At 62.1% G+C, this 13,125-nt stretch carries 8 protein-coding genes and 1 tRNA gene; 7 read left to right on the forward strand and 2 right to left on the reverse strand.

The annotated features are described in order from the left end of the window. Nucleotides 1–64: 64 nt before the first annotated feature. Nucleotides 65–1,243: a porin gene (locus tag QEN71_RS18405; protein WP_201659657.1), complete on the reverse strand. Its 1,179-nt coding sequence runs from the start codon at nt 1,241–1,243 to the stop codon at nt 65–67. A gap of 397 nt (nt 1,244–1,640) precedes the next feature. Further along, entirely contained in the window at nt 1,641–2,963 is a 1,323-nt protein-coding gene (locus QEN71_RS18410) for a YihY/virulence factor BrkB family protein (protein ID WP_201659653.1), read from the reverse strand. Between the two features lie 258 nt (nt 2,964–3,221). On the opposite strand from QEN71_RS18410, the gene fdnG reads away from it, so the two are divergent. The 7 genes from fdnG to QEN71_RS18445 all read left to right on the forward strand — a co-directional run bounded on the left by fdnG (nt 3,222) and on the right by QEN71_RS18445 (nt 12,478). Then, on the forward strand, nt 3,222–6,293 hold the full coding sequence (fdnG, locus tag QEN71_RS18415) for a formate dehydrogenase-N subunit alpha (protein WP_201659650.1): 3,072 nt from the start codon (nt 3,222–3,224) through the stop codon (nt 6,291–6,293). 10 nt (nt 6,294–6,303) lie between these two features. Beyond that, nucleotides 6,304–7,242: a formate dehydrogenase subunit beta gene (fdxH, locus tag QEN71_RS18420; protein ID WP_201659647.1), complete on the forward strand. Its 939-nt coding sequence runs from the start codon at nt 6,304–6,306 to the stop codon at nt 7,240–7,242. After that, on the forward strand, nt 7,239–7,874 hold the full coding sequence (locus tag QEN71_RS18425) for a formate dehydrogenase subunit gamma (RefSeq protein ID WP_201659644.1): 636 nt from the start codon (nt 7,239–7,241) through the stop codon (nt 7,872–7,874). Before fdxH ends, QEN71_RS18425 begins: the two co-directional genes overlap by 4 nt. A 93-nt stretch (nt 7,875–7,967) precedes the next feature. After that, complete coding sequence (gene fdhE, locus QEN71_RS18430) at nt 7,968–8,900, forward strand: formate dehydrogenase accessory protein FdhE (RefSeq protein ID WP_201659641.1); 933 nt, start codon at nt 7,968–7,970, stop codon at nt 8,898–8,900. A gap of 15 nt (nt 8,901–8,915) precedes the next feature. Continuing rightward, nucleotides 8,916–10,361 carry an L-seryl-tRNA(Sec) selenium transferase gene (gene selA / locus QEN71_RS18435; protein WP_201659638.1) on the forward strand — a complete coding sequence of 482 codons (1,446 nt, stop codon included), beginning with the start codon at nt 8,916–8,918 and terminating at the stop codon, nt 10,359–10,361. Then, nucleotides 10,358–12,298 carry a selenocysteine-specific translation elongation factor gene (selB, locus tag QEN71_RS18440; protein WP_201659635.1) on the forward strand — a complete coding sequence of 647 codons (1,941 nt, stop codon included), beginning with the start codon at nt 10,358–10,360 and terminating at the stop codon, nt 12,296–12,298. Before selA ends, selB begins: the two co-directional genes overlap by 4 nt. An 84-nt stretch (nt 12,299–12,382) precedes the next feature. Beyond that, a tRNA-Sec gene (locus tag QEN71_RS18445) sits at nt 12,383–12,478 on the forward strand. Nucleotides 12,479–13,125: the final 647 nt, after the last annotated feature.

Here is a 13,125-nt window from a genome sequence, read left to right on the forward strand (position 1 = left end):
CTTTCGCCTCTGGCTGGCTTCAGGGTACGGCTCGACGTCTCGAGCCGTAGGTCATGTTGTTCTATTAGAACTTGTGACGGATACCCAGGCTGATGATTTCCTGGTTGCTCGAACCAGCTTGAGCACCGTACGAGCCGACCGATGCGCCTGCGTCGACGATCGAGCCGTTGGATGCATCGCGCTGATGGCCGCTTGCGTGCTGGTAAGCGCCAACCAGGTACAGGTCGGTGCGCTTCGACAGCGAGTAGTCGCCGCCCAGCGAAACCTGGTGGTAGTTCGCCGACGTGTCGCCTGCGCCGTGCGTGTAGATGTAGCCGAGACCAACCAGCATTGCCGGGGTGATCTGGTAGCCCGCGTATGCGCCAGCAACGTGGAACTTTTCTTGTTCCGCGAATGCCGAGAATGCGTCCGGCTTGTACTGTGCGAAGCTATAGCGAACGTTGAACGTGAACGGACCTGTCACGTATTGCGCCGCTGCCGACGTGATGTCGATCGACTTGGCCGATTGGTACGCGCCGTTGATGTTCGAGCCATCGAACGTTGCGTCCGACGTCACGCTCTGGCTCCACGTACCAGCGCGGCCAGCCAACGTGTTTGCGTTCTGCATGCGGAAGTAGCCAGCTGCAACGCTGAACGGACCGCCGCTCCACGTTGCTGCACCTGCCCACGATTGACCAGCGCCCGTTGCGCCAGCCACGCCGCCCAGTGCGTACATGCCTTCGAACTGGAAGCCGCTCCACACCGGCGAAACGTACTTGACTGCGTTGTTCGTACGCGAGCTGTTGTCGTTGTTGTCAACGTCGCCCGGCGTCGTGAACGTGCTGCCGAAGTAGTTGTCGCCCGTCAGCGGCTGAACCAGGTCGACCAGCGGGTCATATTGACGACCCATCGTGAACGTACCGTATGCGTCGTGCGTCAAGCCGACATAAGCCTGGCGGCCGAACAGCTTCGTGCCCGTGCCGTACGAACCCATCTTGCCGTTGTTCGGGTTGAAGCCGCTTTCCAACTGGAAGATCGCCTTCAGGCCACCGCCCAGGTCTTCCGTGCCCTTCATGCCCCAGCGGCTACCTTGCAGGTTGCCCGCTGCGAGCTGCCACAGGTTGTCGTTGGACGTGTTGGCGTTGTGAATGTACTGGATCGAGTCATCGATCAAGCCATAGAGCGTCACGCTGCTTTGTGCATGTGCTGCGCCTGCAGCGCCGAGCAGTGCCAGCGAGAGCGTCGACAGTGCGATTCGTTTCATCCATTTCTCCACGCAGATGATTGGTTTTCGTTGTTGCGAATCGGAGAATAGCGCAGTGTCTCAAGGTGTAAGAACTGAAAAAAATTAAGGTGTATCGAAAATGTGACAGCCCGGTAGAAGCCTTGTATCGCAAGCTTGTCAACGATTGTTTCTGTTTCAGCAATATTAAATCTTTGACTATGCATTATTGTTCTTTTTATGACAGTGATCGGTGGGATCGCCGCGACTTGTGCGCATGGTCGAAGGCAGAACGTAAGTTAGTTGTCTAGTCGATTGACGAAAATTCCGCTTCTATATAAAGAAGGCATAAACGGGCGAAACCGTTGCCTTGACGCATCGGGTAGACAGTTTCGGCCAGATATGGTCGCTGGAAGGCGTGTTCTGTTGAAGCGGACGCTTAACGCGTGGACCTGTCGACGGGCGGCGTTGCTGCGTCATCGGGGCCGTTGCGGCGGCGGGCGAACGCGGCGACGGCCATCGCGGTACCCGCTGCGACCAGCACGGAACTCCACGGATGCCGCCTGACATACTGGTCCGCGGCGACGGCTTTGCGGCGCGCTTCGACGAGCGTGAGCGCGGCGGCGCGCGTCGCCTGCATTTCGGCGTTGATGACCGTCCTGCCGATCGTGACCGCCTTGACGACGCCCGCGTCGTGCTTCGCGGCGACTCTTGCCGCCATCGAAGGACGGGGCGTCGACGGCGCGCTCGCCGTATCGCCAGGTGAACGCGCGGCGCTGCGCACGGAACCGCGGTTCGCATCGGCCGCGACCGTCGATGCCGCCAGCACCGAAGCGAGCATCGCGCGACTGCCCGGCGGCGCCGATCGCGCGAAGCCCCAGCCACCGCGCGGATCGTGCATGCGTCCGCGCGCCGCGGCGAATTCCGCGCCGAGCAGCAGCACGACGGCCGAGAAGTACAGCCACATCAGCAATACGGCAAGCGATCCCGCCGCGCCGAACGAGTTGGCCATGCCGGCATGCGCGAGATACAGCGCGAACAGCTTCTTGCCCGCCGTGAACAGCGCGGCCGCGACCGTGCCGCCGACGAGCGCATCGCGCCAGCGCACGGGCGCATCGGGTAAAAACTTGAGCAGCGCCGCGAACGCGAACGCGAGCACCAGCCAGCCGACGGCCAGCTGAAGAATATTGCCGATCACCACATACGGCGAGTTACCCCAGATCCAGTTGCCGATGAACGTGATCGCCGTGTCGAGCACCAGCGACACGATCAGCAGAAACGCGACGCCGAGCACGAGCCCGAACGAAATCAGCCGCACGCGCACCAGCGCGATCACGCTCGACGCGCGCGGCGCGACGGCAGGCCACACGATATTGAGCGCGCTGTTCAACGACGAAAATGTCGCCGACGCACCGACGGCCAGCAGGACGAACGAGATGATCGCGGCGATGCCGCCCGCGCCGCCGCTGCGATGCGCGTTCTGCACGATGGTGGTGACGGCGGCCGCTGCATCGTTGCCGAGCACGGAATGCACCTGTCTGAAGAGTTCGCCGCGCGCGGCTTCGGCACCGAAGAACCAGCCGGAAATGGCGATCACCATCACGAGCGTCGGCGCGAGGGAGAACGCTGCATAGAACGCGATGCTCGCCGCCATCGCCGCGCAGCGATTCTCGGAAAACTGCTTCAGCGCGCCGACCGCCCACGACGCCTGTTTCTTCGCGGCCGTTTGCAGCTTGTCGGCGGACAGTGAATCGAGTTCCATGACGGTCCTTCATGACGAGGGTATGAAACGGCAGACGCGCAACGCATCGTCGCGTGGATTCATCGCGCATCGTAGCGCGCCGGGACATGCAACTGACAATCGTATTACGCAATCGTCATGCCCATCTATCTATGCGGATACAACAACTCCGAATCAGCGGGCATACGGCATGCGAGCGTCCTGTTCCGCTCTGCTTACGATTCGCAGGAAACGACTTATACTTTTTTCACCTCCCCACAAATAGAACGAGAGGCGATCATGTTGCAAATGTCCCGTCGCCAGTTTCTGAAGGTGACGGCGAGCACGCTAGCCGGATCGAGCCTGGCCCTGATGGGCTTCTCGCCGGAGCCCGCGCTTGCCGAAGTCCGGCAGTACAAACTGGCTCGCACTACCGAAACGCGCAACACGTGTCCTTATTGCTCAGTCGGCTGCGGCATCCTGATGTACGGCCTCGGCGACGGCGCGAAGAACGCGACGGCCAGCATCATCCATATTGAAGGCGACCCGGATCACCCGGTCAATCGCGGCACGCTGTGCCCGAAGGGTGCGAGCCTCATCGACTTCATTCACAGCCCGAGCCGCCTGAAGTATCCCGAGTATCGCGCCGCCGGTTCCGACCAGTGGCAACGCATCTCGTGGAACGACGCGCTCGACCGCATCGCGAAGCTGATGAAGGAAGACCGCGACGCGAACTTCGTCGAAAGCACGCCCGACGGCAAGAAGGTCAACCGCTGGCTGACCACGGGCATGCTCGCGGCGTCGGCGGGCAGCAACGAGGTCGGCTATCTGACGCACAAGGTCATCCGCAGTACGGGGATGCTCGCGTTCGACAATCAGGCGCGTGTCTGACATGGCCCGACGGTGGCAGGTCTTGCCCCGACGTTTGGCCGTGGAGCGATGACGAACCATTGGGTCGACATCAAGAACGCGGACGTGATTCTCGTGATGGGCGGCAATGCAGCCGAGGCGCACCCGTGCGGTTTCAAATGGGTCACCGAGGCGAAGGCGCACAACAAGGCGAAGCTGATGGTCGTCGATCCGCGCTTCACGCGCACGGCGTCGATCGCGGACTTCTATGCGCCGATCCGCACGGGCACGGACATCGCGTTCCTGGGCGGCGTGATCAACTATCTGCTGACCAACGACAAGATCCAGCACGAGTACGTGAAGAACTACACGGACTTCGCGTTCATCGTCCGTGAAGACTTTGCGTTCAACGACGGCATCTATTCGGGTTACGACGAAAAGGCGCACAAGTACACGGACAAATCGTCGTGGGATTACGAGCGCGGCGACGACGGTTTCGTCAAGGTGGACATGTCGCTGCAGAATCCGCGCTGCGTGTACAACCTGCTGAAACAGCACTATTCGCGCTACACGGCGGAGATGGTCGAGAAGACCTGCGGCACGCCGAAGGACAAGTTCCTGCATGTCTGCGAGACGCTCGCGAGCACCGCGACGCCTGGCCGCGCGGGCACCATTCTGTACGCGCTCGGCTGGACGCATCATTCGATCGGCGCGCAGATGATCCGCACGGGCGCGATGGTGCAGCTGCTGCTGGGCAATATCGGCATTGCGGGCGGCGGCATGAACGCGCTGCGCGGGCACTCGAACATCCAGGGGCTGACGGACCTCGGGCTGATGTCGAATCTGCTGACGGGCTATATGACGCTGCCGAACGAGCCCGAACAGGACTTCGACGGCTACATCAAGATTCGCGCGTCGCAGCCGTTGCGTCCGAACCAGTTGAGCTACTGGAAGAACTATCGCGCGTTCTTCGTCAGCATGATGAAGTCGTGGTGGGGCGACGCCGCGACGGCAGACAACAACTGGGGCTACGACTATCTGCCGAAGCTCGACAAGCCGTACGACCTGCTGCAAACCATCGAGCTGATGAATCAAGGCAAGATGAACGGCTACATCTGCCAGGGCTTCAATCCGCTCGCGGCGGCGCCGAACAAGGGCAAGACGAGCGTCAGTCTCGCGAAGCTGAAGTGGCTCGTCATCATGGATCCGCTCGCCACCGAAACCTCCGAGTTCTGGAAAAACCACGGCGAGTACAACGACGTCGATTCGTCGAAGATCCAGACGGAAGTGTTCCGTCTGCCGACTACCTGCTTCGCCGAAGAACGCGGCTCGCTCGTCAGTTCTAGCCGCGTGTTGCAATGGCACTGGCAAGGCGTGGAAGGACCGGGCGAAGCGCGCAGCGATCTCGAGATCATGTCGGGCCTCTTCCTGCGCATGCGCAAGGCGTACAAGGAACAGGGCGGCAAGTATCCCGATCCGATCGTCAATCTGACGTGGCCGTACGCGCATCCCGACAGCCCGACGCCCGAAGAGGTCGCGATGGAGTACAACGGCCGCGCGCTCGCCGATCTGCCCGATCCGAAGGATGCATCGAAAGTGCTGGTGAAAAAGGGCGATCAGCTTGCCGGCTTCGCGCAGCTAAAGGACGACGGCTCCACGGCGAGCGGCTGCTGGATCTTCTGCGGATCGTGGACCCAGAACGGCAACCAGATGGGCCGGCGCGACAACAGCGATCCGACGGGTATCGGTCAGACGTTGAACTGGGCGTGGGCCTGGCCCGCGAACCGGCGCGTGCTGTACAACCGCGCATCGTGCGATCTGAACGGCAAGCCGTTCGACCCGAAACGAAAGCTGATCGCGTGGAACGGTGCGAGCTGGAGCGGCACCGACATTCCCGACTTCAAGCTCGACGAGCCGCCCGAAAACGGCATGGGTCCGTTCATCATGAATCCGGAGGGCGTCGCGCGTTTCTTTGCACGCGACGGGATGAACGAAGGTCCGTTCCCCGAGCACTACGAGCCGTTCGAAACGCCGCTCGGCTACAACACGTTCCATCCGAACAATCCGGCGGCGACCAGCAACCCGGCGGCGCGCGTGTTCCCGGACGACCGCAAGGCGTTCGGCAAGGCGGCCGATTTCCCGCATACGGCGACCACCTATCGTCTGACGGAACACTTCCACTTCTGGACCAAGCACGCGCGTCTGAACGCGATCATCCAGCCGCAGCAGTTCGTCGAAATCGGCGAGGACCTCGCGAAGCAGATCGGCGTGGTGGCGGGCGATCGCGTGAAAGTGTCGAGCAATCGCGGACACATCATCGCGGTCGCCGTGGTCACGAAGCGGATCAAGCCGCTGATGATCGACGGCAAGAAGGTGCAGACCGTGGGCGTGCCGCTGCATTGGGGCTTCAAGGGGCTCACCAAGCCGGGCTACATCACCAACACGTTGACGCCTGTCGTGGCCGACGCGAATTCGCAGACACCGGAATTCAAGTCGTTCCTCGTGAAGGTCGAAAAGGCATAGGGGAGGCGCCATGGCATTTCAATCGCTGGACATCAAACGCCTCTCCGCCACGACGGTGCAGCCCACGTCCGTGCGCGAGCCGGTGACGGGCACGGTCGCGAAGCTGATCGACGTGACCAAGTGCATCGGCTGCAAGGCGTGTCAGACGGCGTGCATGGAGTGGAACGACCTGCGCGACGACATCGGCACGACGACGGGCATCTACGACAACCCGCGCGATCTCGACGAGCATTCGTGGACGGTGATGCGCTACACGGAGTACGAGAACCCGAAAGGCGATCTCGAATGGCTGATCCGCAAGGACGGTTGCATGCACTGCGAAGATCCCGGCTGTCTGAAGGCGTGTCCGTCGCCGGGCGCGATCGTGCAGTACACGAACGGCATCGTGGATTTCCACGAGGAAAACTGCATCGGCTGCGGCTATTGCATTGCGGGTTGTCCGTTCAACATTCCGCGTCTGTCGAAGACGGATCATCGCGTGTACAAGTGCACGCTGTGCTCGGATCGCGTGGGCGTTGGCCAGGAGCCCGCGTGTGTGAAGACGTGTCCGACAGGCGCGATCGTGTTCGGCACCAAGGTCGACATGATCCAGCACGCGGAAGAACGCATCGCGGACCTGAAGGAGCGCGGCTTCGAGAAGGCCGGTTTGTACGACCCTCAAGGCGTGGGCGGCACGCACGTGATGTATGTGCTGCATCATGCGGACAAGCCGTCGCTGTACAACGGCTTGCCCGACGATCCGCACATCAGCCCGTTCGTGAAGCTGTGGAAAGGCGTCGCCAAACCGCTTGCCGTCGCGGCGATGGCGATCACCGCGCTGGCGGGCTTCTTCCACTACACGCGCGTCGGCCCGAACGAGGTATCGGAAGAAGACGAAGACGCCGCCCGCAACGCCGCGCACGACATCCGCGAACGCCGTGAGAACAAGCCCGAGGAGCCCGTGAAATGAGACATCATCGGCAAGACAACCCGGAACTGATTGAGCGCTACACGCCGAACGAGCGCACGAATCACTGGATCACGGCGATCACGTTTGTTTTGCTCGCGCTGTCAGGGCTCGCGATGTTTCATCCGTCGATGTTCTGGCTCTCTGCGCTTTTCGGCGGCGGGCAATGGACGCGCATCCTGCATCCGTTCGTCGGCATCGTGATGTTCGTGTCGTTCATGATTCTTGCGCTGCGCTTCTGGCATCACAACTATCTCGACGCCGACGATCGCCAATGGCTGCGTCAGATGAACGACGTGCTGATGAATCGCGAAGACCGACTGCCCGAAATCGGCAAATACAACGCCGGGCAGAAGCTGCTGTTCTTCGTGCTGGTGCTATGTCTGCTGCTGTTGCTGCTGAGCGGCATCGTCATCTGGCGCGCGTATTTCGCCTTCTATTTCCCGATCGAAGTGGTGCGCGTCGCCGCCGTGATTCACGCGATCAGTGCGTTCGTGCTGATCTGCAGCATCATCGTGCATATCTATGCGGCGCTGTGGGTGAAGGGTTCGATTAGCGCAATGGTGCGCGGCACGGTGACGTTGGGCTGGGCGCGCAAGCATCATCCGAAGTGGTTCCGCGAAAGCATCAAGTGACATTCGAACGGCGCGCGCACGGGTTGGCGCGCGCCGCTCGCGCTTATCTGCTACTGTTGACGCCATGTCCGTTCTGAACGTCAGGAACCTGAATTGGTGCAACGCATTCTGGATCCCGGCCAGATCGAATCGCTCGATCATTCGGCCATTCCGCGCCTGCGCATGCCGGAGCGCGCCGCGCATTTCTCGACGCGTGCCGCGCGGCTTCGCCAGTTGGCGGGTGCGAGCCCGATCGGCGGCTATGTCAGGCTGATGGCCGCGCTCGCCGATGCGCAGCAGCAGACGCTCGCGCAGATCAGCGCGACGATGCCTTCCGACGAATCGATTGCGCTCGCGCAGCAGCATTCGATGCCTATCGTCCCTGCAACCACGCCCGAGCGCGATCCATTATGGCGCGACGTGTTGCAACGTCTGCTCGATCGCGTCGAAGCGGCGGGACTGGTGACGCCTGTTCTCGCGCGAGTGATTGACGGCTTGCGCGTGAAGAGCGCGCAGGAACTCGACGCGCTCGCCGATGCCGTCGTCGCGCTGCGCTTCAACGAAGTCGAGCCGTCGTCCGCGCCGTTCGTGATGGCGGCGCTGCAGGTGGTGTGGACGGACATCGCGAGCCGCATCGATGCGCGTGCCGTGCCGTATCTGGACACGCCCGGCGCATGTCCCGTTTGCGGCACGCCGCCCGTGGCGAGCATCGTGCGGGTCGGCGGACAGTTCTCGGGTTATCGCTATCTGCAATGCGCATTGTGCTCGACGGAGTACCACGTCGTGCGCGTCAAATGCTCGAATTGCGATTCCACGAAAGGCATTGCGTATCACGGCATCGAGGGCGGCAGCGAAGCGCTCAAGGCCGAATCGTGCGACGAGTGCCACACGTATCGCAAGATCGGCTATCAGGAGAAAGACTACGACTTCGAGCCGCTGGCCGACGATCTCGCGAGCCTCACGCTTGACCTGCTGATGAACGAAGCCGGCTACCGGCGCAGCAGTCCGAATCCGTTGTTGTGGCCGGAAGTGGCGTCGGACGAGTGAACGGGGGACGCAAGCGTGAGCGAAGTGTCGGGCAATGAGACTGGCAAGGACATACGCGCATTGCTGGCACGAGTGCCGGCCGTCGAACGCGTGCTTTCGTCGTTGGCGGCTCAGCGTTTGATCGGCGAATATGGCCACACGCAGGTTGTCGACGCAATCCGCGCCGCAACCGAAACGCTACGGCGCGATTTGCTCTCAGGCGTTTCGTTCGATGATTCATTCGACTTCGAAGCGAAGCTCGCCGACGACGCAGCGCGCGTACTGTCCGAGCGATCGCGGCCTAATCTGCGGGCCGTGTTCAATCTGACGGGCACGGTGCTGCACACGAATCTCGGGCGCGCGCTGCTGCCCGACGAAGCCGTGCGCGCTGTCATTGAAGCGCTCACGCGTCCAATGAACCTCGAGTTCAATCTCGCTACGGGCAGTCGCGGCGACCGCGACGATCTGATTGACGGCCTCATCGGCGAACTCACGGGCGCGAAGGCGGCGACCGTCGTCAACAACAACGCGGCTGCCGTGCTGCTGACGCTGTCGGCGCTCGCGTCGAAGAAAGAAGTGGTGGTGTCGCGCGGCGAACTGGTTGAGATAGGCGGCGCGTTCCGCATTCCCGACATCATGTCGCGCGCGGGCGCGAAGCTGCGCGAAATCGGCACGACGAACCGCACGCATCTGAAGGATTACGACGAAGCGATCAACGCGCGCACGGCGTTGCTGATGAAGGTGCATTGCAGCAACTATGCAATCGAAGGCTTCACCAAAAGCGTATCCGTCGATGAAGTCGCGCAACTCGCACATGCTCGCGGCTTGCCGATGGCGGTCGATCTCGGCAGCGGCACGCTGGTCGATCTCGCGCAGTTCGGTTTGCCGACCGAGCCGACCGTGCGCGAGACCGTCGCGGCAGGCGCCGATCTCGTCACGTTCAGCGGCGACAAGCTGCTCGGCGGGCCGCAGGCGGGTCTGATCGTCGGGCGCGCGGAGTTGATCCGCAAGATCAAGAAGCATCCATTGAAGCGCGCGCTGCGCGTCGGCAAGCTGACGCTCGCGGCGCTCGAACCCGTGTTGCAGCTGTATCGCGCGCCTGAACTGCTGCGCGAGCGGCTCACTACATTGCGTCTTTTGACGCGTCCTTCAGCCGATATGCAAGCCCAGGCTTCACGCGTGCAGGATGTGTTGCAACGTGCTCTCGGCGACGCATACAGCGTGACCGCCGAGCCGATGATGAGCCAGATCGGCAGCGGCGCATTGCCCGTCGATCAGTTGCCGAGCTTCGGCCTCGTGATACGCAATGCGTCGGGCAAGCGTGGCGGTCGCGCGCTGATGAAGCTGGAAGAAGCGCTGCGTGCGTTGCCACGTCCCGTGATCGGACGCATTGCCGACGATGCGCTGCGCCTCGATCTGCGCTGCCTGGAAAGTACTGACGAAGCCGCGTTCATCGAGCAATGCGCGGAGCTGCGAATATGATCGTCGGCACGGCGGGCCACATCGATCACGGCAAGACGACGCTGGTGCGCGCACTGACGGGCGTCGATACCGACCGTCTGAAAGAGGAGAAGGCGCGCGGCATTTCGATCGAACTCGGCTACGCGTACACGCCGCTCGACAATGGCGACGTGCTCGGCATGATCGACGTGCCGGGCCACGAGAAACTCGTGCATACGATGGCGGCGGGCGCGTGCGGCATCGACTATGCGCTGCTCGTGATCGCCGCCGACGACGGCATCATGCCGCAAACGCGCGAGCATCTCGCGATCCTGCAACTGCTCGGCGTCACGCGCGGCGCGATTGCGTTGACGAAGACGGATCGCGTGGACGCTGCGCGTATTTCGCTGGTGCGCGACGAGATTCGCGCGTGGCTCGCGCCGACGCCCTTCGTCGAAGCACCTATCTTCGAAACGAACGCCACCGCTTCCGACGACGCAGGCGTGCGCGCGCTATCGCAGCATCTGCGCGATGCGGCTGTCACGTGGCGTGCGCGTCGTGACGACGGATTGTTCCGGCTGGCCATCGATCGCGTATTCACCTTGACGGGGCAGGGCACGATCGTGACGGGCACCGTGTTCGCCGGACGCGTCGCGACGGGCGACACGTTGATGCTCGAACCCGCGCAACATCCGGTGCGCGTGCGCAGCATCCATGCGCAAAACCGCGCCGCCGATGTGGGCCGTGCAGGACAGCGCTGTGCGCTCAATCTCGCGGGCATCGACAAGGACGCGATCTCGCGCGGCGACTGGATCGTCGATGCGCGGCTCGCACAACCCGGCGAACGGCTCGACGTCGAACTGACGCTGCTCGCGGATGCGGACATCACGTTGCAGCATTGGGCGCCGCTGCATGTGCATATCGGTACGCTGCATCGCGTGGCGCATGTCGCGCTGCTCGACGGCGACACGCTCGCTGCGGGATGCTCGGCGCGTGTGCAACTGGTGTTCGACGCGCCCGTTTGCGCGATGCCCGGCGACCGCTTTATCGTGCGTAATGCGCAGGCGACGCGCACGGTCGGCGGCGGACGCGTGCTCGATCCGTTCGGGCCGCCGCGCAAGCGCAGGACAGCGGAGCGGCGTGCGTGGCTCGATGCGTTGCGCACGTGGCTCGACGAAGGCCGTTTGGCGCCGCTGCTGGATGAAGCGCCGCGCGGCGTGTCGCGTTCGATGCTGATGCAACTGACGGGCTTGCCCGCCGATGCGTTGCCGCTGCCCGCCGATGCCGAATCGATTCCATTGCACGGCAAGGATGCGGGCGATGCGATCGTCGTATTGCACAAGCACTGGGCGCGTTTGCGATCGAACGTGATGGCGGCGCTCGATCAGTATCACGCGCGCTCACCCGACGAGCAGGGACCCGATGCGGCGCGTTTGCGGCGTATTGCAGCACCGCTGGTGCCGGACGCGATGTGGCGTGCGTTGATCGATTCGCTCGTGAATGAAGGGGTAATCGCACGGAGCGGGCCGTGGCTGCATTTGCCGGGGCATTCCGTTGCGCTCGATTCGAACGAGCAGCGTATCGCCGATGCATTGCTGCCGTTGCTTGTGGCAGGCCGTTTCGATCCGCCGTGGGTGCGCGATCTCGCGAAGACGACGGGACAGCAGGAAGAGGCCGTGCGTCAGGTGCTGCGCAAGCTCGCGCGACAGGGCGACGTGTATCAGGTGGTTCGCGATCTGTTCTATTCGCGCGAGGTGGTGCATGAGCTTGCGCGGCTTATCGCCGGTATCGCGGACGGGCATGGCGGCGCGTTGGGTGCGTCGGCGTTTCGCGATGCGACGGGTCTGGGACGCAAACGCGCGATCCAGATTCTCGAGTTCTTCGATCGCATCGGCTATACGCGCTTTCAACGCGATGTGCACTGGCTAAGACCGGATTCGCATTTGCGTGAGGCGCTGATGTGCGAGTCGGATGCGTAAAGTCGAACCAATAGATGACGCTGCTGTTTTGCGGCCGCTATAATCGGCTGCGAATGAAATGTAGTACTGGTGCTGATCTTCAACGGAAGGCATTCGTATCTGGTGGTGCGGCTGGGCTTCAAACCCAGTAGGGGGCGTCAGCCGCTCCCTGGTCGGTTCGACTCCGGCTGCCTTCCGCCACACGGCTTTTTAGCGCTTGGGGTAACTCCTTGTGGAGTTCATCAATTAATGTCGTTTACGACACGAATTGATTGTTTTGCGGGGGCATGGCTGTCCGGATCCGGACTGATTGCGAAAATTAGTCTCGGCTTGTCCTTGTCGGTGAGGCGCTAGGGTAAGGAGACGTCTCTGCTAGGTCAAACGCCCTTTTGTGGAAGCGGGCGGCTTCACGGAAGCCGAGACCCTTCCCGGTCCGCCGACGCATCCGTTCCAGAACTTTTACTCGCGCCGGGTAGATGCCCTCAAAGCGCAGTTCTTGGAATGATTGCCAGAAGTCGTGAAAGCGAGCTTCTTCTCGCTGGATCCTTCTGCAATGCCTAATCGCCGTTCCTCGTTGCACTAAACTGGCGGCAATTTCCGGCGCTAGCTTGTGTAAGAATGTTTCGGTAACGTTGAGAAGCCGAGCCGCCTGATGGAGGTTTTCTGTCGATCCCGATCGGAAGAGCACATCCAACTCCGCAAGCAGATTTTGAGAGTCTTTGGCCGACTTGCAATTTAACGGATCAGCGTTAGAAATTGGATAAACTTTTCTCAGCATGACTGTGTTTCCGAGGAGGACATCAGACACACAGCTGCCGCAGCAGTAGGCTAGGAGTACTAGTCGAGGC

It is taken from the genome of Paraburkholderia sabiae, from assembly GCF_030412785.1.
GTDB classification, from domain to species: Bacteria; Pseudomonadota; Gammaproteobacteria; order Burkholderiales; family Burkholderiaceae; genus Paraburkholderia; species Paraburkholderia sabiae.

What these genes read in the sequence shown, in the direction of transcription:
- QEN71_RS18405 (WP_201659657.1), bottom strand. Translation starts at nt 1,243, where the DNA reads ATGAAACGAATCGCACTGTCGACGCTCTCGCTGGCACTGCTCGGCGCT.
- QEN71_RS18425 (WP_201659644.1), top strand. Translation starts at nt 7,239, where the DNA reads ATGAGACATCATCGGCAAGACAACCCGGAACTGATTGAGCGCTACACG.
- QEN71_RS18410 (WP_201659653.1), bottom strand. Translation starts at nt 2,963, where the DNA reads ATGGAACTCGATTCACTGTCCGCCGACAAGCTGCAAACGGCCGCGAAG.
- fdxH (WP_201659647.1), top strand. Translation starts at nt 6,304, where the DNA reads ATGGCATTTCAATCGCTGGACATCAAACGCCTCTCCGCCACGACGGTG.
- selB (WP_201659635.1), top strand. Translation starts at nt 10,358, where the DNA reads ATGATCGTCGGCACGGCGGGCCACATCGATCACGGCAAGACGACGCTG.